19 protein-coding genes and 2 pseudogenes are annotated in these 22990 nt (G+C 61.0%); 14 read left to right on the top strand and 7 right to left on the bottom strand.

Annotated elements, in window-relative coordinates; translation table 11 throughout:
• Nucleotides 1–166 precede the first annotated feature (166 nt).
• From GC1_RS07635 to GC1_RS07595, 8 genes are all read left to right on the top strand, one after another.
• Complete coding sequence (locus GC1_RS07635) at nucleotides 167–1237, top strand: C4-dicarboxylate TRAP transporter substrate-binding protein (RefSeq protein WP_019295360.1); 1071 nt, start codon at nucleotides 167–169, stop codon at nucleotides 1235–1237.
• Between the two features lie 64 nt (nucleotides 1238–1301).
• The gene (locus GC1_RS07630; RefSeq protein ID WP_019295359.1) at nucleotides 1302–1799 is read left to right on the top strand and encodes a TRAP transporter small permease; all 498 of its coding nucleotides are present in this window, start codon (nucleotides 1302–1304) and stop codon (nucleotides 1797–1799) included.
• Between the two features lie 41 nt (nucleotides 1800–1840).
• Nucleotides 1841–3181 carry a TRAP transporter large permease gene (locus GC1_RS07625; RefSeq protein WP_019295358.1) on the top strand — a complete coding sequence of 447 codons (1341 nt, stop codon included), beginning with the start codon at nucleotides 1841–1843 and terminating at the stop codon, nucleotides 3179–3181.
• 67 nt (nucleotides 3182–3248) lie between these two features.
• Nucleotides 3249–4052 carry an IclR family transcriptional regulator gene (locus tag GC1_RS07620; RefSeq protein WP_019295357.1) on the top strand — a complete coding sequence of 268 codons (804 nt, stop codon included), beginning with the start codon at nucleotides 3249–3251 and terminating at the stop codon, nucleotides 4050–4052.
• 479 nt (nucleotides 4053–4531) lie between these two features.
• Nucleotides 4532–5890: a sigma-54-dependent transcriptional regulator gene (locus GC1_RS07615; RefSeq protein ID WP_029204736.1), complete on the top strand. Its 1359-nt coding sequence runs from the start codon at nucleotides 4532–4534 to the stop codon at nucleotides 5888–5890.
• Between the two features lie 24 nt (nucleotides 5891–5914).
• Nucleotides 5915–7858, top strand: a complete 1944-nt coding sequence (locus GC1_RS07610; RefSeq protein WP_019295355.1) for a sensor histidine kinase — start codon at nucleotides 5915–5917, stop codon at nucleotides 7856–7858.
• Nucleotides 7859–8106: 248 nt separating this feature from the next.
• Complete coding sequence (locus GC1_RS07605) at nucleotides 8107–9828, top strand: OFA family MFS transporter (protein WP_019295354.1); 1722 nt, start codon at nucleotides 8107–8109, stop codon at nucleotides 9826–9828.
• Between the two features lie 326 nt (nucleotides 9829–10154).
• Nucleotides 10155–11545 (top strand): IS3 family transposase gene (locus GC1_RS07595; RefSeq protein WP_152612488.1). Its coding sequence is split into 2 segments (ribosomal slippage): nucleotides 10155–10491 and nucleotides 10491–11545, totalling 1392 coding nucleotides; the frame shifts between segments, so codons are not numbered across the junction.
• On the opposite strand, the gene GC1_RS07590 is transcribed toward GC1_RS07595, so the two are convergent.
• The 3 genes from GC1_RS07590 to GC1_RS07580 all read right to left on the bottom strand — a co-directional run bounded on the left by GC1_RS07590 (nucleotide 11502) and on the right by GC1_RS07580 (nucleotide 13811).
• Entirely contained in the window at nucleotides 11502–11906 is a 405-nt protein-coding gene (locus tag GC1_RS07590; RefSeq protein WP_052265107.1) for a DsbA family oxidoreductase, read from the bottom strand. The genes GC1_RS07595 and GC1_RS07590 overlap by 44 nt on opposite strands.
• A 64-nt stretch (nucleotides 11907–11970) precedes the next feature.
• The gene (locus GC1_RS07585) at nucleotides 11971–12783 is read right to left on the bottom strand and encodes a hypothetical protein (protein WP_019297408.1); all 813 of its coding nucleotides are present in this window, start codon (nucleotides 12781–12783) and stop codon (nucleotides 11971–11973) included.
• A 62-nt stretch (nucleotides 12784–12845) separates the two neighbouring features.
• On the bottom strand, nucleotides 12846–13811 hold the full coding sequence (locus GC1_RS07580; protein ID WP_019297409.1) for a glutathione S-transferase family protein: 966 nt from the start codon (nucleotides 13809–13811) through the stop codon (nucleotides 12846–12848).
• Nucleotides 13812–13921: 110 nt separating this feature from the next.
• Here GC1_RS07580 and GC1_RS07575 point away from each other — a divergent pair, with 110 nt between their 5' ends.
• Entirely contained in the window at nucleotides 13922–14839 is a 918-nt protein-coding gene (locus tag GC1_RS07575; RefSeq protein ID WP_019297410.1) for a LysR family transcriptional regulator, read from the top strand.
• Nucleotides 14840–14973: 134 nt separating this feature from the next.
• On the opposite strand, the pseudogene GC1_RS07570 reads toward GC1_RS07575, so the two are convergent.
• Together GC1_RS07570 and GC1_RS07565 are read right to left on the bottom strand one after the other, a co-directional pair.
• Nucleotides 14974–15480, bottom strand: a pseudogene (locus GC1_RS07570) (IS3 family transposase); the annotation flags it as partial.
• A 28-nt stretch (nucleotides 15481–15508) separates the two neighbouring features.
• Nucleotides 15509–16617 (bottom strand): IS3 family transposase gene (locus GC1_RS07565; RefSeq protein ID WP_152612473.1). Its coding sequence is split into 2 segments (ribosomal slippage): nucleotides 15509–16368 and nucleotides 16368–16617, totalling 1110 coding nucleotides; the frame shifts between segments, so codons are not numbered across the junction.
• Nucleotides 16618–16682: 65 nt separating this feature from the next.
• Between GC1_RS07565 and GC1_RS22955 the strand changes: the two are divergent.
• From GC1_RS22955 to GC1_RS07550, 3 genes and pseudogenes are all read left to right on the top strand, one after another.
• Nucleotides 16683–17009, top strand: a pseudogene (locus GC1_RS22955) (EamA family transporter); the annotation flags it as partial.
• Entirely contained in the window at nucleotides 16986–17552 is a 567-nt protein-coding gene (locus GC1_RS07555; RefSeq protein ID WP_272946436.1) for an EamA family transporter, read from the top strand. The pseudogene GC1_RS22955 and the gene GC1_RS07555, both read left to right, overlap by 24 nt.
• A gap of 218 nt (nucleotides 17553–17770) precedes the next feature.
• The gene (locus GC1_RS07550) at nucleotides 17771–18313 is read left to right on the top strand and encodes a hypothetical protein (protein WP_019297414.1); all 543 of its coding nucleotides are present in this window, start codon (nucleotides 17771–17773) and stop codon (nucleotides 18311–18313) included.
• A 322-nt stretch (nucleotides 18314–18635) separates the two neighbouring features.
• Here the strand turns inward: GC1_RS07550 and GC1_RS07545 are convergent, their stop codons facing one another.
• Both GC1_RS07545 and GC1_RS07540 read right to left on the bottom strand, forming a co-directional pair.
• Nucleotides 18636–19268: a tyrosine-type recombinase/integrase gene (locus GC1_RS07545; RefSeq protein ID WP_019297415.1), complete on the bottom strand. Its 633-nt coding sequence runs from the start codon at nucleotides 19266–19268 to the stop codon at nucleotides 18636–18638.
• A gap of 176 nt (nucleotides 19269–19444) precedes the next feature.
• A complete protein-coding gene (locus GC1_RS07540; protein ID WP_019297416.1) occupies nucleotides 19445–20383 on the bottom strand; it encodes a LysR family transcriptional regulator in 939 nt (312 codons plus the stop codon).
• Nucleotides 20384–20473: 90 nt separating this feature from the next.
• Between GC1_RS07540 and GC1_RS07535 the strand changes: the two genes are divergently transcribed.
• Entirely contained in the window at nucleotides 20474–21310 is an 837-nt protein-coding gene (locus GC1_RS07535) for a TauD/TfdA dioxygenase family protein (protein WP_029204937.1), read from the top strand.
• A 20-nt stretch (nucleotides 21311–21330) separates the two neighbouring features.
• Nucleotides 21331–22962, top strand: coding sequence for an arylsulfatase (locus GC1_RS07530; RefSeq protein ID WP_019297418.1), 1632 nt, complete (start codon nucleotides 21331–21333; stop codon nucleotides 22960–22962).
• Nucleotides 22963–22990: the final 28 nt, after the last annotated feature.

The following is a 22990-nucleotide window of genomic DNA, read 5'->3' as shown; positions in this document are numbered from 1 at the left end:
TCAACTGCTTGGCCTGCACAAGGGCAGAAGAGGTTTTCTTGTTCTGCTGCGAGCCAAATGCAGACCGCATCAAGAAATTCCAGTATGTGAAATATAATTCTGGACAGCGCCTTAAAATTCCACATAGTAAAACTAACGAATGGCTTTCGAGGAGGAGATGCCAGTCATGGGAATGATCAAGAATATTCTGGGAGGGCTGACCATTGCGGCCGGTCTTGGTGCAACGGCAGTATCTGCGGAGACCGTGATTTACTACGGCCACAGCGGCCCCGACCGGGGCACGGTTCCTGCCGCGCTGAAATGGTACAACAGCCGTATCGGCGAGCTGTCGGAAGGCGATCTGCGGCTGGACGTCCAATGGGGCGGCGCGCTGTTCAAGGCAAGCGCTGCGGTACAGGGGATCAGTGACGGGGTGGCGGATGCCGGTTCGATCATTGCGGCCTATTTCCAGAAGGAAATGGCGGCCTACTCGCTGGCTGACTTCCCCATCGGCGGTCCGAATGCCTGGGTCGCCATGCGTGCAGCCGACCATCTGATGCGCTCAGAACCCCAGATCACCGAGCATCTGGCCCGCCAGAACCTGATCTATATCGGCACGTTCACGGCCTCGGCTGTCAATGTTGCCTGCGCCGGAGAGCCGATCCGTTCGGTTGAGGACATCAAGGGCAAGAAGGTCCGCGGCGCGGGCGTCTACGGCAAGGTTTTCGGCGAAATGGGCGCAACCCGTGTGAACCTGTCGGTCTATGAGGCCTACCAGGGTCTGGATACCGGGCTGATCGACTGCAGCCAGGGCTATGACTACATCGTTCCCTCGCTGAAATGGGACGAGGTGATCGATAGCTATACTGTCCTGAATTGGGGGCAGATCGGCGGCTATGGCATGTTCATGAACAAGCAGGTCTTTGACAGCCTGGAGGCTGGCCAGCAAGAAGTTCTGATGCAAGCGGGCGAGGAACTGGCGGATCAGTTCGCCAAGATCGTGAACAGTGCCAACAGCAAGGCGATGAAGGCGATGACCGCAGGCGAGACCACCCGCAAGATTGAGGTCATCGAGCTGAGCGAGGCTGACAAGGCTGCGCTGAATGCTGCCGCGGAACCCTTTATTGCCGACTGGATGGAAAATGCCCGCAGCGTCGGTTTGGATGCCGACCAGCTGATGGCAACCTACACCGCCGCGGTGGCTGAATTCACGGCCGAGTTCGAAGCCGAAGGGTACCCCTGGACGCGAAGCAACTGATCAGGGCGAAGCAGAGACCGGGCGGCGGCTGTAGGGCCGCCTGGCAATTCCGAGGGAGGACGTGATGCTGCACAGGCTTGAGCGGGTATTTGTTGATGTATCGGCTGCGGCCATCATCCTGCTGGCGCTGCTGATATTTGCCGATGTCGTGGCGCTGAATCTGTTCAACAGCTCAGTGCCGGACACCATTGTCATCGTGCGCGAGCTGATGGTTCTGGCGATTGTGATGCCCTTGGCCGCCGCAACCGCGCAGCGGGCGCATATCGCGGTGGAGTTTCTGACCAATCTGCTGCCGCCGCGCGTGTCGGGATGGCTGGCAGTGTTCGGCACCCTGTTCGGCCTGCTGGCGCTGACGCCGATCCTGTATTCGGGTGGCCGCGAATTCCTGCATCAGTGGCAGACCGGTAGCGTGTTTTACGGCGATCTGAACCTGCCGCAATGGCCGGGACGGCTGGCCTTTACCATCGGGATTGCGCTGGGATGGCTGCGGCTTGCGGCGATGGCTGCTGGCGATGCGCTGACCTTGCTGCGCGGCGGCGAGATCGCGCTGCGCAAAACCTGACACCCATCTGACATTCAACAGACCTGCCGAGGAGACTGTCCGTGGATCCTGCCCTGATCGGCCTTGTGGCCTTTGCCGTTATGCTTGTGCTTCTGGCCATTCGTGTGCCGATTGCCTTTGCCCTGATCGGCGTGGCGACGCTGGCGGCCTTTACAATCTTTGCGTTCCGCACTGGCACCTTCATGCCGGAACGTGCATTCCGGGCGACCTCGTCGCTAGTCTTCAACAACTCGTTCGATCTGCTGCACTCCTTCGATCTGTCGATGATCCCGCTGTTCATCGCGCTGGGAAACATTGCCTATCGCGCCGGGATCACCACAGCGGTTTATGACGCAGCCAAGGTCTGGCTGCTGCGCCTGCGCGGCGGCATTGCGGTGGCATCGGTGATGGGCTGCGGCGGGTTTTCCGCCATTACCGGCTCCAGCCTGGCCTGTGCGTCGACCATGGGCAAAATCTGCACGCCTGAAATGCTGCGCCTTGGCTATGACCCAAGGCTGGCAACCGCCAGCGTCGCTGCCGGAGGTACACTCGGCTCTCTGATCCCCCCGAGCATTCTGTTCATCATCTATGCGATCTTCACCGAGACCTCGGTGAACAAACTGTTCATTGCCGGCATTCTGCCGGGGCTGCTGACGCTGGCGGGTTTTGTCCTGGTCATTGCGATGTGGATCAGGGCGGACCCGGCGGCGGTACCAGCCCGCGGCGAAGCTGCCAGCTTTGCCGACAAGCTGACAGCGTTCCGAAGAGCATGGCCCGCAGCCGTGATCTTTGCGGTGATCGTGATCGGGATTTACGGCGGGTACTTTACCGCCACCGCGGCGGCGGCAGTGAGCGTTGTGCTGACTGTGCTGATCGGCCTGGTGCAGCGGCAGCTTGATCTTGCTGGCATCTGGCAGGCGGTCCGGGAAACCTGTGTTCAAACTGCCGCGATCTTCTTTGTAGCGGCGGGTGCCAAGATATTCGTTGCGGCCATCGCGCTGACGGGCATGGCCCCGGCGCTGGTGGATTGGGTTTCGCAGGCTGAATTCTCGACCGCGACGCTGCTGTTTGCCATCTGCGTGGTCTATCTGGTGCTGGGCATGTTTCTGGATCCGATCGGGATCATGGTTCTGACCTTGCCGCTGGTGGTGCCGCTGGTGGAATCCTACGGGCTGAACTTGATCTGGTTCGGTGTCGTCGTAGTGAAATTGCTGGAGATCGGCCTGATTACGCCGCCGGTGGGGCTGAACGTTTTTGTCCTTTCAAATGTCGTCGGGAGAGAGGCTCCTGTCGGCATGGTTTTTTCCGGCATCTGGCGGTTCCTCAGCATCGACGTGATTGTGCTGCTTTTGCTGGTGGCTTTCCCGTCAATCTCTCTGGTGCTGTCAAATGCGGTTCAGTAGTATTGAGGATGAGCGAACAGTGAATACCCCGTGCAGGCCTGACGCCCGCATAGATACAGGAAACACCATGCCAGCCGATTCCTCGGACAAGAGATTTGCAAACACACTGGCGCGGGGTCTTACAATTCTGCGGGCATTCCGCCCGACGGATGACGGCCTGGGCAATCTCGAAATCTCAGAGCGCACCGGCATTCCGCGGCCGACGGTGTCCAGGCTTACCTTCACCTTGTGCGCGCTTGGATACCTGACCCATGGGCGGCGGCACGACAAATACCGCCTCGGCCCGGCGGCGCTTGCATTGGGGAACATCGCGGCCGCTTCCTTTGCCTTTGTCGAGATTGCTTCACCGGTGATGCAGCGGCTGGCAGATGCAACCGGCACTTTGACAGCGATCAGCATCAAAGATGACCAGCGGATGCTGCTGACCAGGGCCTGGCGGCCAGTGAATTCATCTGCGATCTGGCTGGATGTCGGCTACCGGATGCCGCTGCATACGTCTTCCAGCGGCAAAGCGTATCTCGGGGCGCTCAACGATGAGGAATTTGCCCGTTTTCTTGAAAGCCAAGGCGATGAGCCAGAAGAGTTGCTGGCGGAATTCGCGGCAATCAGACTTGCCGCGCACGACGAGATCCTGGCTGACGGCTACACTCAAGTGCGGGGGGGAAACCGGTTTTCCGAGACCATCAACGCCGCCGCTGTGCCATACCGTCCGTCTGACTTGGGGGAGCCGGTGGCTTTTCTGGCAAGCTCGACCTCAAAGCAGCTTACTGATAAGCGCATCTCTGACGAGGTTGGCCCGGCACTTGCCGAGGCTGTGTCTGAGGTCCGCAGGATGACAGGTCAGCAATCGGCGCTGGTAATGAATGAATAGGGAATCCCGGTCGCTACCGCCCCTGCCGGCGAATTTTCGGTGTTCTGTCATCCCTCGCGGCGCGTCAGGAGCCATCGTTTGATGGCAGCTTCTCAGGTCGTTTAAGACAATTGTGCGTTTTGCAGCATTCGCCTGGTTGGGCTCGCAGATTTCCTTGGATGGACAAGCCTGGCTAGTCGCCTTCAAAGCACGGTATTTCTTTCGCCCGCCGGTATCCTGACCGCGGTTCGGCGTTGATGCTGTAACCGCCCCAGCGCACCTGAAGACGGATAGATCGTTTACTGATCTCCTAACCGGCTCAATCCCGCGGCGGGTCACAGTATGCCGCCCGCTGCTGAACGATAACCGGGATATTGCCAGTTCACTCAAGCTACAGCTTTCAGAACACAGCGCCCTGCAGTGAGCAAGGCCCTGTTCTCTCGACAATGCGCCGGAAAGCGACAATAGTCCAATACCGCCCACACAGAAAAGCGGCAGGTATGACAAATACAGATATGGCAAGGCTGGCCGACCCGCTCGGGCAAGCAAGTATTCTCATCGTGGACGATGAGCCAGGAATGCGTAATTTCCTAGCGAAAACACTGCGCCCTCTATGCCAGTTGGTGGATGAAGCCGAAGACACCGGAGCCGCAACCGCCCTGCTCAATACCCGGCAATATGATGTGATGATCCTCGACAACATCATGCCTGGCCAGAAAGGCCTGGACTGGCTGGAGGAGCAGCGGCGTGAAGGCGGCTTCACCGATACCATCCTGATTACCGCCTATGCCGATCTGCAGACGGCAATCGACGCGCTGCGGGCCGGGGCGTCGGATTTCGTTCTGAAGCCTTTCCGCTCCAACCAGATCCTAAATGCCCTGCGCCGCTGCATCGAGACGGCGCGGCTGAAGCGCGAGAACATGCTGCTGCGGCGGGAGCTGGAAACCGCTGGCCCTGGCCGCCGCCGCCGCCGCGAGCTGGTCGGGGCGTCGCCTGCAGTTGGCCAGGTGCGCGCCTTGCTGGACCGGGTGGCCCAGGTCTCGACTCCGGTGCTGATCACCGGCGCCTCCGGCACCGGCAAGGAGGTTGCCGCACGCCACCTGCACGCGCGCTCCAGCCGCGCCGGAGCGCCTTTCGTGCCGGTGCAATGCGGCGCCATTCCGGCGGACGTGATTGAATACGAGCTGTTCGGCCATGCGCCCGGCGCCTTCCCCGGTGCGCCGGCCGGGCGCGAAGGCCTATTGGCCTCGGCGCAGGGAGGCTCCGTATTCCTCGATGAAATCGGCGAACTCAGCCCTTCGGCACAAACCGCGCTGCTGAGGGTGCTGGAGGATGGACGCATCCGGCCAATCGGCACCGAGCGGACGGTGCAGCTCGATGTCCGCTTCGTGATGAGTTCCAGCCGCGCGCTGGACGAAGCGGTGGCGGCGGGCACTTTCCGCGAGGACCTGCTGTTCCGCATCAATGTGATCGAAGTGGTAATGCCGCCTTTGCGGGAACGCGGCACCGATATCGTTGAGCTTGCCGGGCTATTCCTGTCCGAAATCGCTGCCCAGCTGCAGCTGCCGCCGCTGGAGCTGTCCGCCAGCGTCAAATCCGCCCTGCTGCGCCATGACTGGCCGGGCAACATTCGCGAGCTGCGGAACTTCGTTGAACGCTCCTTGATCTTCGGCTGCTTTTCCCTGGACACGCTGGCCCCGGCCCGTCCCGCTGCCGACATCCTGCCGCTGGAGGAGGTCGAGCGCCGCGAAATCCTGCACGCGCTGGAAGCGGCCGGCGGCAACCGCAGCGAAGCGGCGCGGCGGCTGGGTGTCTCGCGCAAGACCATTGACCGCAAATGCGCGGCCTGGGGGCTCTGAGCCGTGCGCAGGCTGCGTTCGCTCATGCGGTCGGTCCGGGTCCGGCTGCTGCTGATCGCACTGCTGCCGATGCTGGTGCTGATGCCGCTGCTGCTGGGCATTGCCACCTGGCGCTGGTCGGAAAAGACCGACGGCCTTTTGATCAGCAAGGTGAACGGTGACCTGACCATCGCCGACCAGTATCTGGCCAGGCTGACCGCCACCTCGGGCGAGCTGCTGGATGCGGTGGCGCAATCGGTCCGGTTCCGCAGCGCGCTTGCGGCGGGCCGTTCCGCCGGTTTCCTGGCCCAGGAACAGGCCCGGCTCGGTCTCGATTTCCTCTATCTCGCAGGACCCGATGGCCGGGCCGGTTTTACGCCCGCTGACTGGCCTGTCATCCGCGGCGCGCTGCAGGGGCAGTGGCAGAGCGCAGTCGACATTCTGCACGCTGCCCAGCTTGACACGCTGGCCCCCGGTCTTGCCGCCCGCGCGGCCATCCCGCTGGTGGAGACCGAAGCGGCTGTGCCCACGGACCGTACCGCCGAGACCCGCGGCATGATCATCCACTCCGCGGCCCCGGTGGTCCTGCCGGACGGCCAGAAGGCGGTTCTGGTGGGCGGGCGCCTGCTGAACCGCAACCTGGACTTCATCGACACCATCAACGCGCTGGTCTACCGCGAGCAAAGCCTGCCGGAGGGCAGCCAGGGCACCGCCACGCTGTTTCTGGAGGACGTGCGGATCTCCACCAATGTGCGGCTGTTCGAAAACGTGCGTGCGCTCGGCACCCGGGTCTCGGCCGAGGTGCGCGGCCAGGTGCTGGGGCGCGGTGATGTCTGGCTGGATCGGGCTTTCGTTGTGAACGACTGGTACATCTCCGCCTATGAGCCGATCCTGGACAGCCGCGGCAACCGGGCCGGAATGCTTTATGTCGGCTTTCTGGAAACCCCGTTCCGCCAGGCCAAGCGCAGCACGGTGCTGACGCTCGGCGGGGCCTTCCTGCTGATCGCGGCGATGTCGGTGCCGATTTTCCTGCGTTGGGCCGGCCGCATCTTCCGCCCGCTTGAGGGCATGACCCAGACCATCGCCCGGGTCGAACAGGGGGATCTGGCCGCCCGCAACCAGCCGCAGCAGGACGGCGGCGAGATTGCCCGCGTGGCGGCGCATCTGGACAGCCTGCTGGACCAGGTGCAGGAGCGCGACCGGCAATTACGCGGCTGGGGGGAAAGCCTGGAGGCCAAGGTCGAGGAGCGCACCGCGGATCTGCGCGAGGCAAACCGGCGGCTGGAGCGGACCACCGAACGGCTGATCGTCTCGGAGAAACTCGCGGCGGTCGGCGAAATCACCGCCTCCGTCGCGCATGAGATCAACAACCCGGTGGCGGTGATCCAGGGCAACCTGGACCTGGCCCGGACGGTGCTGGGCAGCCATGCGGAGCCGGTCGAGGAGGAATTCCGGCTGATCGACGATCAGGTCTACCGCATCGGCGTGATCGTCTCCAAGCTGCTTCAATTCGCCCGGCCCGAGGAATACTCCGGCGCTTCCGGGCTGATTTCCCCGGCCGAGGTGGTGGCCGACTGCCTGGTTCTGACCCGCCATCAGATCGAGGCCACCGGGATCGAAGCAGAGGCGCATCTGGCCAGTACCGGCCAGGTCCGGATGTCGCGCACGGAATTGCAGCAGGTGATCGTCAATCTCGTCCTGAATGCGGTGCAGGCGATGCCCGGCGGCGGCCGGCTCACCCTGACCGCCGAGGATGCCGCCGGTGGGGTGCTGCTGACCGCAGAGGATACCGGGACCGGCATCCCGGCGGACCTGCTGAACCGCATCTTCGACCCGTTCTTCACCACCAAGCAGGCGCAGGGAACCGGGCTGGGATTGTCGATCAGCCATCAGCTGGTGAGTCGCGCCGGCGGCCGCATCACCGTGCAGTCAGAACCCGGGCAGGGCAGCCGGTTCGAAATTTTTCTGCCCTCGCCCGCTGCCGCCTGATCCGGACAAATTGGCGCGAAATCGCAGGCCCCGGCTCCCCGGTGCGGACAGAATGTCCCGCAACCGTCTGCAGAGGCCTGGCAGGGTAGACAAAATGTCACGATAAGCCATTGTTATTGCTAAATTATTTATTTGACAGCTGGGTCATCTCTCCGCCTTTGTCAAGCTACGGCACATTGCCGCGGGCCATTCGGGGCGGCCGCAATAGGAGGTTGCAGCCGCCGGAACAGCACTAGGGAGGACACCACATGAGTACGCCATCATCCGGCGGGCTGAGCTTTCTGCACAAGGACCACATCACCGCCAAACCCGGCTTCAACCGCTGGCGGGTTCCGCCAGCATCCATCGCCATCCACCTCTGCATCGGCTCGGTTTATGCCTGGTCGGTGTTCAACCCGCCGCTCACACGCGAGCTGGGGGTGGTGGCCTCCAGCGCCGATGACTGGAGCCTCGGCTCTGTTGTCTGGATCTTTTCGGTCGCCATCGTCTTCCTCGGGCTGGCCGCCGCATTTGCCGGCAAATGGCTGGAGGAAGTCGGCCCGCGCATGGTGGGCGTTGTGGCAGCGCTGCTGTGGGGCGGCGGCTTCATTGTCGGCTCGTTCGGCATTTCCAGTCATCAGCTGTGGCTGGTCTATCTCGGTTACGGCGTGCTTGGCGGCTGCGGGCTGGGACTGGGCTATGTCTCGCCGGTTTCAACGCTGATCCGCTGGTTTCCCGACCGGCGCGGCATGGCAACGGGCATGGCCATCATGGGTTTCGGCGGCGGAGCGATGATCGCCGCACCGGTTAAGGGCTGGCTGCTGGATTTCTATGAAACCGCGCCCACCTATCTGGGCGCCAGGGATGCGGTGCAGACCGTGGTCGAAAACGGCCGGGTCTTTGCCGAAACCGCACAGGGCAAAATCGAGGTGGTGATCGCCAGCGCGGCGCAGGCTGCCGAGTTCGGCGGCGAGGCCGGCGCCTATGCGGTGGGCACCGGCAATACCGGCGCAGCGCAGACATTCATGACCCTGGGCGTCGTATACTTCGTCGTGATGATCCTGGCCGCCTTCCAGTACCGGGTTCCGGCCAAGGACTGGAAGCCTGAGGGCTGGGAGCCGAAGCCTGCCGCCTCGGGGCTGGTGACGCAGAACGACGTGCATATCGACCAGGCGCTGAAGACGCCGCAGTTCTGGCAGCTGTGGGTGATGCTGTGCTTCAACGTCACCGCAGGCATCGGCGTGATCGGTGTCGCCAAGACGATGATGTCCGAGATTTTCGGCTCGGTGATGCCGCTGGTGGCAACCGCCGCTTTCGCCTCGACCTATGTGCTGATGATTTCGGTCTTCAACATGGTCGGGCGGTTCTTCTGGGCGTCTGCCTCGGACTACATCGGGCGCAAGGCAACCTACATGTGCTTCTTCGTGCTGGGCACTGCGCTCTACCTGTCGATCCCCTATTTCGCCTCTGCCACCGCGGCCAATCCGTCTCTGGTCTACCTGATGGGCTTCTACCTGGCCACGATGCTGATCTTCTCGATGTACGGCGGCGGCTTTGCCACGATCCCGGCCTATCTGGCCGACATGTTCGGCACCATGCATGTCGGCGGCATCCACGGCCGCCTGCTGACTGCCTGGTCAACCGCGGGCGTGCTCGGGCCGCTGGCTATCACCTCGCTGCGGCAAATGTCGGTAACTAATGCGGTGCAGGACCTGGCCGCCAAGGTGGACCCAGCCGCCTTTGCCGCGAAATTCGGCGCGCCCGTTGCGCAGCTTGACCAGCTGGTGGCAGCCAAGACCGTGACCATCGCCAAGCTGATGGAAGTCGCACCGGCCGGCACCGTGGATCCGACGCCGAGCCTCTACAATACAACCATGTATTGCATGGCGGCGTTGTTGGCGGTGGCCTTCTTTGCCAACCTCTTCATGCGTCCGGTGAAAGAGCACCACCACCATGACGAACCCGAGCTGCAAGCTGTCCCGGGTGAATAACAATGCCAGCCGGGGCGTCTTCTGCGCTCCGGCTTGTGACCCGCATTCAAGACAGCAAATTTCAAAGCAGAACTTCAAATTACTGCCGACGTAACCGGAAATGCGGCAAACTTTGTGCGGGTACCATTCCTGCGCCTGGCTATCCACAACGCGGCATCCGTTACGAACTGCAGCGTGTAACTATCTCCGAATGGCCGCTTGCCGATTCTCAGGACAGAAATAGGGCTATTGCAGAAGGCACTGTCTGACGTCAGCGCCAATGGGACAGTTTAGGGTGATTTGATAAGAGAGAGTTTCTGACACATCGTAACCACCAAGGAGTGGAGATGAGACAGAAACCCGGAACCAAGCAGAGCCACGGCGAGAAGGTCGTCAAGGACATCCGTCGCGCCACCCGCAAGCAGTACTCAGCTGAGGAGAAGGTCAGGATCGTCTTGGACGGCCTGAAGGGCGAAGACAGCATTGCAGAGCTGTGTCGCCGCGAGGGCATTGCGCAGAGCTTGTATTACAGCTGGTCCAAGGAATTCCTCGAAGCCGGGAAGAAACGCTTGGCGGGCGATACGGCGCGTGCGGCGACGTCGAGCGAGGTCAAAGACCTTCGCCGTGAAGCCCGAGATCTAAAGGAGGTTGTCGCTGAGCAGGCCCTGGAGTTGCGGCTGCTCAAAAAAAGCATGATCGCAGATGGGGGCGACGGCGAATGAGGTATCCCGCATCTGAGAAGCTGGAGATCATCCGGCTGGTGGAAGGATCGCACCTGCCGACCAGGCGCACGCTGGACAAGCTCGGCATCCCCAGAACGACCTTCTACCGCTGGTATGATCGGTATTTGTCCGGCGGCCCTGAGGCGCTGAAAGATCGCAGTCCCAGGCCGTCGCGGGTCTGGAACCGCATCCCTGAGCCGGTGCGCGAGAAGATCAAGGACCTGGCCCTGCAGGAAAGCGATCTGTCGCCGCGCGAGTTGGCCGTGCAATTCACTGACACGGAAAAGTATTTTGTGTCAGAGGCTTCGGTCTATCGCATCCTCAAGTCCTACGACCTGATCACCAGCCCGGCCTATGTGGTTCTGTCCGCCTCTGACGAGTTCCGTGACAAGACGACCCGACCGAACCAGCTTTGGCAGACCGACTTTACCTACCTGAAGGTCATCGGCTGGGGCTGGTTCTACCTGTCCACGATCCTCGACGATTACAGCCGCTACATCATCGCCTGGAAACTTTGCACGACGATGAAGTCAGGCGATGTGACCGACACGCTCGACCTGGCGCTGCAGGCTTCGGGTTGTGATCAGGCGAAGGTCCTGCACAAGCCCCGCCTGCTCAGTGATCGAGCCATTGGAACGCCATTGGTCCGAGAGACAATGGCGAGGGGGTCGAGTTACATCTCGGGCGAGTTGGCCGATTGGCTGGAAGATCGGCACATGGATCATGTCCGCGGTGCCCCATATCACCCGCAAACCCAAGGCAAGATCGAGCGCTGGCACCAGACCCTGAAGAACCGCATCCTGCTGGAGAACTACTTCCTGCCCGGCGATCTCAGGCAGAAGATCGACGCCTTCGTCGAGCATTACAACCACCGACGATACCACGAGAGCCTGCAGAACCTCACCCCGGCCGATGTCTACTTCGGGCGCGGCCAGACCATCCTGAAACAACGAGAAAGGATCAAACGAAAGACTATCGAAACCCGGCGCTTGCTTCACCGAAGATCCGCCGCATAATCAAACCAACCAGATGAGCCAGACCCTCTCTTCGCTCAGGCAGCCAAATGGCCCAAAATCTCTGACGACGGACACCGGTGGGATAGGGAGAGCGCTGGCGGCGCATCCCCTCCACATTGATGCGGCCCCCTTCGTCATGTTCGGCGCATCGCTCCCAATGGCCCAGAATGGCGGATTTGGCTTTTTCCGCAGAACCGAAGGCAGCGGCCAGCTTGGCGGGCGAGTCTTGCAGGACAAAGGTGCGGTGGCGCACCCGGATTGGAAATTCAGCGGCCAGTTTGCGCAGCTTTGGAGACATCACAAAGCACCAGCCGCAGACCGCGTCGTGGAAGAAGTCGATGGTAAGAACGGGGGATTTCATCAGGTCACCGGGATGAGAGAGGAAGGGACTGCCGGCGGCTCGGCCGCCGGCAGCCGCGTAAGTGTCAGTTGCCGGTCAGCGGCGGATCCAGAAGCAAAGGCTTGTCCCCGGACATGTCGATCCAAGCGTTGGTGCCGTTCAGGCGGGAACCGGCGATATTGTCCGCGTCAAAGTGGATCTCGAACTGCTCCGGCCCGTGCGCATAGGCAACAACCAGGCCATACTCCGGGTCCAGGAAGCCGCCGTGCGGGCGGATGCCTGGGTAGCTGATGCGCCAGGCTTCACCCTCCGGGCCGACATGGCCAAGGGTCAGCTTGCCGATGACATCCCCGGGCAGTTCGAAGAACCAGACCCAGGGGCCGCCGGAGACGATGGTCATCACCTCATCAATGCCGGTGCCGTCTTCGGCGTGGTTGATGTGCAGCGGGCCGAATTTCTTGTGGACCCAGATCCGGGTCTCGGCGTCCATCTTGTTCATATCATAAACCTTGGGATAAGGCGCGACGCCTGGCTCGGAGGTGGTGAGGGAGCCGCCGTTTTCGACTGTGGGCTTCCGTCCCGCGGCGGCGATCTCTGCCAGCAGGTCTTCGCGGCTGAGTGCGAAGCCGGAGATCAGCTGCGCCTCTTCCTCCGCAGTAATGGCGCGGCTGCGGGAGGCTTCCAGCACGGGCAGCGCCTGATCAGGGATCGCAATGGTGCTGACGCGGACCCCGACGCCGTGCAGAACCGTGTTCACGTCCTCCACGCCGATCGAAGCCGGGCGGCCGTCGGTGTATTCCAGTTTCAGGAGGCCGGCAGTGTCCTCTGCGCCGGCAAGACCCTGGGAGGGCAGCCACAGCACGGTGGCGGCCACGGCAAATTTTGAAAGCAGTTTCATGGTGGAATTCTCCAGTTCAGTGCCCGGGGAAGCGGCCCCGGTCCGGTTGCGGCGTGAGAGGTTCAGGCGCACAGGGCTGTGCTGTCCCGCCCGTGCGGGCGGCTCAGATCCTGTTCCGGACCAGCGGAGATGATCCCGTGCGGGTTGATGTGCCGGTGGCTCAGGAAATAGTGCTGTCGGATCGCTTCCATATTGATCGTGCCGGCCACGCCGGGCACCTGATAAAGGTCGCGCAGATAGGGGCCGAGGTTGCGGTATTCGGCGATCCGCTTGCGGTCGGTCTTGAAATGGGTTGCATAGACCGGATCAAAGCGGACAAGGGTGGTGAACAGGCGCCAGTCCGCCTCGGTGATCTGCTCCCCGGTCAGGTAGCGGCGGGTGCCGAGCAGGGCGTCCAGCTCGTCCAGCTTGCCAAACAGGGCAGCAATGGCCTCGTCATAGGCTGCCTGGGTGGTGGCAAAGCCAGCGCGGTAGACGCCATTGTTAACCGGCGCGTAGATTTCGGCGCTGATCCGGTCGATGTCCTGCTGCAGCTCCGGCGGGTAGAAATCCTGGGCGGCGCCTGTCAGCCCGTCGAAGGCCGAACTCAGCATCCGCATGATCTCGCCGGAGTCGTTACTGACAATGCGGCCGGTTTGTTTGTCGAGCAGCACCGGCACCGTGACCGGTCCCGTGTGGCCGGGATCTGCCTGTTGATAGACCTGATAGAGGTACTCATCCCGCGGCACCCCGGCTGCGGGGTCATGGGCCGTGGTGTCGATCTGCCAGCCGTCGGGGCCTGCCAGCGGCAGCATTTGGGTAACGGTGATGATCTCCTCCAGCCCCTTCAGCGCGCGCAGGATCGTGGTGCGATGGCTCCAGGGGCAAGCCATGGAAACATAGAGGTGGTAGCGTCCGGATTCAGCCGGGAATTCCGCATCCGCCCGCGGCTCGATCCATCCGCGGATACCGCTGCTCATGCGGCGGAAAACGCCGTCTCCCGGTTTCGGCTTTTCGGTGAGCACACCGTCGATCAGCATCTTTGCCATAGGTCGTCTCCTTGATGACCCGGCAAAGGTATGCGGTTTCAATACGGACGATAATCCGGCTAAAGTGAAACCCCATGTTGAGAAAAACTCACCCTTATCGGAGATTGCCAATGGAAGGAATGGGAGACATCCCGGTGGTCGTGGCGGTTGCCGAAACGCAGGGGTTTGCCGCGGCCGCGCGGCGGCTGGGGGTGACCAAGTCCGCAGTCAGCAAGCGGATCACCCAGATCGAGAAGCGGCTGGGGGCGCAGCTGTTTCACCGCTCCACCCGCAATGTCAGCCTGACCGAGGCAGGAGAGCATTTCTATGCCCATGCGGTCCGGGCGCAGGAGGCGGCACAGGAGGCCGAGGACAGCGTGCTGGCGCTGCAAGAGGCCCCCAAGGGGCGCCTCAGGGTGAATGTGCCGATGGCTTTCGGGCGCTTGCACGTGGCGCCGCTGATCTCTGCCTTTCTGGCGCGCTATCCCGGCGTGACTGTGGACATGGTGATGGATGACCGGCTGACGGACTTGTTTGCGGACGGGTTCGACCTGGCGCTGCGCGGCGGCACGCTGGCAGATTCCGCGCTGGTGGCACGCAAGATTGCGCCATTGCACAATGTCCTGGTTGCCGCCCCGGCGTATCTGGAGCGCCGCGGTGTGCCGGAAACGGTCAGCGATCTGCGCAGCCATAATTGCCTCCAGTATTCCTACAGCAGGGATTTTCAGGAATGGGTCTTTAACTGTGGCGGCGAATTGGAGACCTTCCGGCCCGGCGGAAGCTACAGCGTCAACAACGGCGAAGCGCTGCGGGAGGCGATCCTGGGCGGCACTGGCATCGGCCGGCTGCCGACCTTCACCGCCGGTCCGGATCTGGCGGCGGGTCGGCTGGTGCGAGTGCTGCCGCACTGCCTGCTGCCGTCGCAGACCCTTTATGCCATCTACCCGGAGCGCCGCTATCTGCCTGCCAAGGTTCGGGTTTTCATTGATTTCATCCTGGAACACCTCGGCGGTGAGGAGCCACCCTGGGACCGGGACGGCGGTGTGTGAATTCAGCCACCGCGCTGTCCGCTGTACTGAGGATGTTGTGCCCAATCAAAATTACGCGACGGTCAATGTCCGCCTCCGTGCAAGTAAATCAAAGTGGAGTTCGTCCCGATTTCCGGACAGTTTGATTATTGACCCTATGCAGCGTTTTTCCAATCCATGTTTTCATACGCTTGCGCGGGTGTTTGGTAGCCGATGGCTGAATGCCGCCTCTGACGGTTGTAGAAGACCTCAATGTATTCGAAGATCGCAGCCTTTGCCTGGGCGCGCGTTTTGAAGCGCTCCCGATGAACCAGTTCCTTTTTCAGTGATGCGAAGAAACTTTCCATTGGTGCGTTATCCAGGCATTCGCCGGTTCGGCTCATTGATTGGATGATCTTCGCGGACCCGAGCAGCGCGCGGTATTCGCTGCCTGCATATTGCACGCCGCGATCCGAATGATGAATGAGCCCAGGAACGGGGCCACGGCGTCCCAGGGCCATGTTCAGGGCATCACAGCACAGTTCGGATCGCAGATGATCGCCCATGGCCCAACCCACGATTTCACGCGTGGCCATGTCCTTGATGGCGGCAACGTAGAGCCATCCTTCGTTCGTATCGACGTAAGTAATGTCAGCGAGCCAAACCCGGTTCGGAACGGTACTGACGTGCTCCCCGCAGAGTCCGCGGTTATTAGTTCGCCCTGTTCTGGGTTTGGTCCTCTACTGACCGTTGGTGATACTCCCACGGGGTGAGCCCGTCGAGGCTCGTATGCGGGCGATGGTGATTGTAATCGTCACGCCAGGCCGCGATCAGCTCTCGGGCGTGGCGCAGGTTGGCGAACAAGTGCTCGTTCAGGCACTCGTCCCGGAGGCGGCCGTTGAAGCTTTCGACAAAGCCGTTCTGCATGGGCTTGCCTGGCGCGATGTAGTGCCACTCGACCTTCCGGTCTTCCTGCCATTTCAGAATGGCATTCGACGTCAGTTCGGTCCCATTATCGCTGACCACCATGCAGGGATAGCCACGCGTTCGGGCGATATTATCGAGCTCACGGGCAACCCGCTGGCCGGAGAGTGAGGTGTCCACGACCGCGGCCAGGCATTCCCGGCTGAAGTCGTCTATGACGCAGAGCACCCGGAATCGGCGGCCATCGGACAGGCTGTCCGAGACGAAGTCCAGCGACCATCTCTGGTTCGGCCCTTGCGGGAACGCCATGGGCGCACGCGTCCCAATGGCGCGTTTCCGCCCGCCGCGCTTGCGCACGCTCAGCCCCTCTTCGCGGTAGATCCGGTAGAGCTTCTTCCAGTTCACCTTCCAGCCCTCGCGGCCGAGCAGCAGGTGCAGCCGACGATAGCCAAAGCGCCGCCGTTCGCTGGACAGCTCCTTCAGCCTCTCTCGCAACTCGGCGTCCGCAGGCCTGGTTGATCTACGCCGATAGACGCGCGGATCAATCCCGGCCAGGGCACAGGCCCGCCGCTGGTTGTAGTTCTTCTCTGTCATGGCCCAGTCCACGGCTCTCCGCCTTGCACCGGGCTTCAAAAGTTTTTTCCCAGCATCTCTTTCAGCGTTGCCACATCAAGCATGTGCTCGGCCAACATCTTCTTGAGCTTGGCGTTCTCGATCTCCAGAGCCTTCAGCCTCTTGGCCTCGGACACATCCATGCCGCCATACTTCGAACGCCATTTGTAGAAAGTGCCATCGCTGATGCCGTGCTTCCGGCACAGTTCCTTCGCCCCCATTCCGGCTTGGTGCTCCTTCAGGATGCCAATGATCTGCTCTTCGCTGAAACGGCTTTTCCGCATCGTCTGTCTCCTCGCTTGGAGAACAGGCTAACTTCAAATCGCGGACTTTTCAGGGGAGCACGTCATGGGGTGCAAACTTCATCGCAATCAAAGAGCTGATTGGCTTTACGGGGCCAATTTCAATTCTGGCGGTTCAGTTTCTAGCCTGCTGGCTGTTCTTGCCCTTTGTAAAGCGTCCAAAGAACCTTCACCTCGTGGCCCTTTGGGGCGTGGCTGCTGGCGGGTGCCAATATGGGTTCCAGAATATCGGACTGGATTTGGGAGCCTCTCCGGGGATTGCGTCGGTGCTGCTTCAGCTGCAGGCGTTCTTCACTCCAGTTCTCCTATCTGTTCTCTATCGCAAACCCTTCGCCCTCTCCACAATTGGCGTGCTGCTGCTGGGCCTTTTCGGCGTCTATTTGGTTGCTGCCGCGGGTCGTGGGGCAACAGCGACAGGTACAGTTGCCGTTCTGTTTTTGGTCATGGCGGCGTTTTCATGGTCGGTAGGCAATGTCACCATTTCCCGGATTGAACAAAAGACCCCTGACGTCGCCATGTTCCCGGTTCTAATCTATGCCAGCGTTTTCATCAGCATCCCTGTGACGATCTGGGCGAACGCAACTGAAGGGATGATTCATCACAATCTCGTTGGCCTTACCGCCACTGAGCTGGTCTATGCTGCGGTTCTTATCGGCTGGATTTTGATTGCATACCTCGGCGGATACGGGATCTGGAATTACTTGATCAGCCGGTATGGCGGTGAAAAGATTGTGCGCTTTAGCTTGCTTGTCCCCGTATTCGGATTGATCCTCTCCTACCTTGTGTATCAAACACAGGTTACAGCTCTGCAGAAGGCAGGTATTGCCTTGATCCTGTCTGCGCTCATAGCCAATCGATACTTCGATTTGCGATCTGCAAAGGCTGCTCAGCAAGCATGTGTGGTGCCCGCTGAGTAATGCGGACGGGCCAAGGCACAAACACAAGCCCCATATTCACGCATCGTTTCCTTGCCTTCGCACTCAGATCCAAGCTGCCTCCTTGACCTGTACAGGCAGATTAAATCTCCTCACCTGTGCGTGAATTTTTTCAACGTTGCAGATTCCCGGAGTGTCCAAGAGTTTGAAGTTGCCTCTTAAATCCTGTCCACCCTCTCAATGGCCACCCGGAGGAACCGATGAGCTTTACTTTTGAAACTGTTGTCGAAGACGTACGCACAGCAGCGGCAAGCAGCATGCCGAATGAAGAAATTCGCTTGGTACTGGAGCGCTATGTAGCTGATCCTGAGCCTGTCATCGCGGCAACAGAAGTTGATGGTGAAGACGAAATCATGCTTTATCAGGACGAACAGGTCTCAATCTGGCGCTGCCGGTTTCAGCCCCACGTCACCATGCCGCCTCATGAGCATAGGCTGAAGGTTCACATCGCGGCTTACTCTGGGGGGGAGAAGAATATTCTCTTCAAGCGCGACGGGGGGCAGTTGCAGCACGAAAGAACTCATATAGTGAAAGCCGGAGAGGTTTTCACTCTGGAAGACGATGGAATTCATGCAGTTGTTGGTGATGGCGAAAAACCGTCCCTGGCCTTGCACGTCTACATGGGGCCACTTACGACCCTCAAACGCGACCTGTTTGATTGGGAAACTGGGGAACCGGTAGAGTTTTCAATGGACAATTTTGACAAGATGAAGCGCCACTCAGCAGAATTGCCAGAGTACTGACGTCTTCAATTGAACTCCTTTTGCGGTGTTGCGAAGTCGCCAGTTGCAAACCAAAGGATTGCGGTCAGGTGTTTGGCTCGGTCACCTGGAATGCCCACCTGCCGTTTGACATGCGGTGTGGCCACGCCTCTCCCGAAAGACCGTACCTTCCTGTTTCTAAATGAGCAGTATGTCAGCTTCGGGTTATAGTGCAGCCCTTTGCGTTTGCAGCAATCAAGCTTGGTAGAAGCGGCCGCTTAGGGCTCGAACCGTAACACTGCAGCGGTGCGACCGTAGGTCTGGTCTGGATTGGCGAACGGCAAGTGCCGCCCGCCAAGGTGGTTCAAATGTCGATTTGCTCGGCGATGCTCAACGCATCTTCAAGTTCGATACCAAGATATCTGACAGTGCTGTCAACCTTTGTGTGCCCGAGCAACAGTTGAACTGCTCTGAGATTTCCGGTTTTGCGGTAGATCTCCGCCGCCTTGGTCCGGCGCAGCGAATGGGTGCCGTAGCCGCTGGGTTCCAACCCAATCGCAGCCACCCAATCCCGCACAAGTCGGCCATATTGGCGGGTTGAGATATGTAGGCGGTCATGAAACCGGCTAGGAAACATGAAACGGCAGCCGATCATTTCCGGCGACTTGATCCATGCAGTAATGGTATCCCGCGTGTTTTCAGAGAGTTCGAACTGAACGGGTCGCCGGGTTTTGCTCTGGATCACAGATACCCTCTCGCGAACGCGGTCATCTCTGACCAAATCGCTGACGGACAGTTTCACTAAATCGCATCCGCGAAGCTTGCTATCAATCGCCACGTTGAACAGCGTGAGATCACGCAGATTCCTGGCCAATTCGAGCCGCGCGCGGATTGCCCACACTTGTTTCGGCAACAGCGGCCTTTTCTGGCCGACGACCCGGCCCTTGTTCCAGGCTTTTCGTTTCGGGGTGACTGCGGGAAGTTGGACCCTTGGCATATTGGGCCCTCCAATCCTCCCGCCAAGCCCAGACATCAGCACCGCGCTGACACCTGAATTTTACTGTTGGTTTGAATGACCGTTGTCCGATTGCTTGTTCTTCGGGAAACGTTACGGGTGCATTGGGTGCTCTGAACCCATCGCGACAGATGCTGCAGAAAAGACGAACGGCAGCATCACGGGTTTGCAGATCTTTGAATACCTGCAAATCCGGAACTTGAGACCGGAGGCCTGCAGAGCTCCAAAAACCGGTCAGTCAGGCCTGATTGAACTGCTAGGCGTGGGCGGGCAATCACCACCCTGTAGTGCCCGATGCTTTCCTTGAGCGGTCGCGCAACGATTGAGTCGCCTTCAGTCGTGCAGTCCTGTTTGGGCGGGAAGCCTGCAAGCGTGAAACCGAACCCCTTGCCGACGTAAGCCTGAACAAGCTCGCGGGATTGGGATTGGAACGGCACTTCGGGGTGGACGCCCGCGGCCTGCAGCAGTTGCAGGTAACTGGGGCCGGGGCCAGCGGGCGAGACGGAGATATAGGGCAGACCGGTCAGGTCGGACAGGCTGATCCGGGATTTCGCAGCCAGAGGGTGTGCGCCTGACAACAGAACCAGAGGCGGCAGCTCCAAAAGAACTTCAACCTCATGCCGACCGGGGTCGAACCCCTGGTCAAAGACCACCAGCGCATCCACCTCGCCAGTGTCCAGCGCGGCCACCAATGCCGGGTATTCCGCTTCCTTCACCTCGATACGGACACCCGGATGGCTTTCGCGGAAAGCAAGCACCGCAGGCAGGACGATCTGCTGCGCCAGTGCGTGATGGGTGCCGATGTGGATCCTGCCGGTGCGGCCAAACGCCAGATCCGCGGCCTGCCGGTCCAGTGCAGCGGCCTGCTTCAGCAGCGCCTCGGCCTGGGTGGCGAACGTCCCGCCAGCGCGGGTCAGCCGCATGCCTTGTGCCGGAAACCGGTCGAACAGGGTCAGGCCGGTGGCGGCCTCCAGCTTGTCCAGTGCCGAGGCGATAGCCGCGGCAGAGACATTCAGGTGCCGCGCCGCCTGGGCAATACCACCCTGCCGCGCGGTTTCCGTCAGGTAGGTGAGCTGGCGAAGGGTGAAGCGAACCACTGGGAAAATCTTTCTTTGAAGCAGATTAAATCAGTTTTTCCCGTTTTGGGACAGACCCTATGCTGCCTGCAGGCGACAGCGGAGGATATCATGGAAATATTGCCAATGACCGGCGGTTTGGGCGCGGAAATCCTGGGGGCGGATATCCGCCGCAGCGAGGATTTCAGTGCCATCCGGGACGCATTTGCGGAATATTCGGTGATCGTTCTGCGGGGGCAGACCGCAGGGCCAGAAGATCACCTGGCCTTTGCCCGCCGTTTCGGGCCAGTGAATGTCAACCGGTTCTTCAAGCCGGTCGAGGGCCACCCGGAAATCGCCACTGTCCTGAAAGAGAAGGACCAGACAGAGGCCGTTGGTGAGGGGTGGCATACCGATCATTCCTATGATCAGGAACCGGCGATGGGCTCAATTCTTCACGCCATCGAGATGCCGCCCTATGGCGGCGACACGCTGTTTGTGTCCATGGGCGCCGCCTATGAGGCGCTCTCAGCGCCGATGCGCCGTTTTCTTGATGGTCTCACGGCCGTGCATTCCTCGCGCCATGTGTTCGGCGCCGCCGCGATGGGCAGCGAGGCGGTGAATTCGGGCCGTCTGGGCAATGCAGAGGCCGCCACCCAGGACGCCCGGCATCCGGTGGTCATCACCCATCCGCTGAGCGGGCGGCGCGGCCTTTTTGTGAACCCGGTTTTCACCACCCGCATTGAAGGGCTGAATCCGGACGAATCCTCGGCGCTTCTGGTCATGCTCTATGCCCATTGCCAGCAGCCGGAGTTTCAATGCCGCGTGCGCTGGCGGGCCGGTGACATTACCATGTGGGACAACCGTGCCACCTGGCACAAGGCGATCAACGACTACCACGGTTTCCGCCGCCTGATGCACCGGGTCACCGTCGAGGGCGGCCCGCTTGCCTCCGCCCGCGCATCCTGACCGCTGATGAAAGCTCAGCCATGACCAGCCACAGCTCCAAGACAGACACCGGCCAGCCCAATGTCATCCTGATCCTGGCGGACGACATGGGGTTTGCCGACCTCGGCTGCACCGGGTCTGAAATCCAGACACCCAACATCGACGCACTTGCGCGGGGCGGCGTGATGCTGTCTGCGATGTACAACTGTGCCCGCTGCTGCCCGACGCGGGCGTCGCTTCTGACCGGGCTCTACCCGCATAACGCCGGCGTCGGGCATATGGGCGCGAATTTGGGCACGCCTGCCTATCAGGGGTTCCTGCGCAACGACAGCGCCACCATAGCCGAGCATCTGCGCGCCAGCGGCTATGCCACGCTGATGTCCGGCAAATGGCATGTGGCCGGCGATTTCGAGCCGCGAAGTGTGGACAGCTGGCGGATCGGCGACGTCGAGCATCCGACACCGCGCCAGCGCGGCTTTGACCGTTTTTACGGGATCATGGACGGCGCCACGCATTTCTTCTCGCCGCATTACATGCTGGAGGATGACAGCCGGGTCGAAACCTTCCCGGATGATTTCTACTTCACCGACGCCATCACCCATAAGGCCATCGGCATGATCGAAGGCGCGGTCGCGGACGAAAAGCCATTCTTCCTCTACCTCGCCCATACTGCGCCGCACTGGCCGCTGCATGCCCATCCTGAGGACATCGCAAAATACGATGGCGTCTATTCGAAAGGCTGGGACCATATCCGCACCGCACGCCATGAAACGATGAACGGCCAAGGCGTTTTCCAGCGCAGCTGGGACATCTCCCCGCGCGACAGCACCGTGCATGGCTGGGAACAGGAAAAGAACCAGGACTGGGAGGCCAGCAAGATGGCAACCTATGCGGCAATGGTGGACCGCATGGACCAGTCGGTCGGCACACTGATTTCGGCCCTGAAACGGCTCGGGCAGTTCGACAACACGCTGATCCTTTTCCTCAGCGACAACGGCGGCTGCGCCGAGTTCATGGCCGAGGACGGCTGGGCGAAGTTCTACCCGGACAAAACGCACGACGGCAGGCAGATCACCATGGGCAATGTGACCGGCCTGCGCCCGGGCGATGCCCAGACATTTCAAAGCTATGACAAGCCCTGGGCCAATGTCTCCAATGCGCCGTTCCGCCTGTACAAGCATTATGTGCATGAAGGCGGCATCTCGACCCCTCTGGTCGCCCATTGGCCAAAGGGGTTCAAACCGCGCAGTGCTGCCCATGCAGCCTGCCATGTGGTCGATATCCTGCCGACCATTCTGGAAGCCGCCGGCACCGCCTATCAGACCGAGGTCGGCGGCCATGAGATCCAGCCGCTGCAAGGAGAGTCGCTGCTGGGCCTCTTTCAGGGCAAGGACTGGCAGCGCGCGCAGCCGATCTTCTGGGAGCACGAGGGCAACGCCGCGATCCGGCTGGGCCGGTTCAAGCTGGTGCGGCTGCATGATTGTCCCTGGGAGCTCTACGACATCGAGGCCGACCGCACTGAACTGACCGATCTTGCAGGCCGCAGCCCCGCCTTGGAGAAAGACCTGATCCGACAGTATCAGGTCTGGGCCCAAGCCGCCGGTGTGCTGGACTGGAACGAAGCGCTGCCGAAACTTCTGGCGGCGTGGAATATGGAGAGCGCCAGCGGTTGAAACTGATGGCTAAGCGGCTACTGAGGGT

It is taken from the genome of Leisingera sp. ANG1 (assembly GCF_000203975.2).
In the GTDB taxonomy this organism is placed as follows: Bacteria; Pseudomonadota; Alphaproteobacteria; order Rhodobacterales; family Rhodobacteraceae; genus Leisingera.
The sequence above is the reverse complement of the archived record's forward strand: the minus strand, read 5'-3'. Positions and strand labels throughout refer to the sequence as shown.

What these genes read in the sequence shown, in the direction of transcription:
- GC1_RS07635 (WP_019295360.1), top strand. Translation starts at nt 167, where the DNA reads ATGGGAATGATCAAGAATATTCTGGGAGGGCTGACCATTGCGGCCGGT.
- GC1_RS07630 (WP_019295359.1), top strand. Translation starts at nt 1,302, where the DNA reads ATGCTGCACAGGCTTGAGCGGGTATTTGTTGATGTATCGGCTGCGGCC.
- GC1_RS07620 (WP_019295357.1), top strand. Translation starts at nt 3,249, where the DNA reads ATGCCAGCCGATTCCTCGGACAAGAGATTTGCAAACACACTGGCGCGG.
- GC1_RS07615 (WP_029204736.1), top strand. Translation starts at nt 4,532, where the DNA reads ATGACAAATACAGATATGGCAAGGCTGGCCGACCCGCTCGGGCAAGCA.
- GC1_RS07610 (WP_019295355.1), top strand. Translation starts at nt 5,915, where the DNA reads ATGCGGTCGGTCCGGGTCCGGCTGCTGCTGATCGCACTGCTGCCGATG.
- GC1_RS07605 (WP_019295354.1), top strand. Translation starts at nt 8,107, where the DNA reads ATGAGTACGCCATCATCCGGCGGGCTGAGCTTTCTGCACAAGGACCAC.
- GC1_RS07590 (WP_052265107.1), bottom strand. Translation starts at nt 11,906, where the DNA reads ATGAAATCCCCCGTTCTTACCATCGACTTCTTCCACGACGCGGTCTGC.
- GC1_RS07585 (WP_019297408.1), bottom strand. Translation starts at nt 12,783, where the DNA reads ATGAAACTGCTTTCAAAATTTGCCGTGGCCGCCACCGTGCTGTGGCTG.
- GC1_RS07580 (WP_019297409.1), bottom strand. Translation starts at nt 13,811, where the DNA reads ATGGCAAAGATGCTGATCGACGGTGTGCTCACCGAAAAGCCGAAACCG.
- GC1_RS07575 (WP_019297410.1), top strand. Translation starts at nt 13,922, where the DNA reads ATGGAAGGAATGGGAGACATCCCGGTGGTCGTGGCGGTTGCCGAAACG.
- GC1_RS07550 (WP_019297414.1), top strand. Translation starts at nt 17,771, where the DNA reads ATGAGCTTTACTTTTGAAACTGTTGTCGAAGACGTACGCACAGCAGCG.
- GC1_RS07545 (WP_019297415.1), bottom strand. Translation starts at nt 19,268, where the DNA reads ATGCCAAGGGTCCAACTTCCCGCAGTCACCCCGAAACGAAAAGCCTGG.
- GC1_RS07535 (WP_029204937.1), top strand. Translation starts at nt 20,474, where the DNA reads ATGGAAATATTGCCAATGACCGGCGGTTTGGGCGCGGAAATCCTGGGG.
- GC1_RS07530 (WP_019297418.1), top strand. Translation starts at nt 21,331, where the DNA reads ATGACCAGCCACAGCTCCAAGACAGACACCGGCCAGCCCAATGTCATC.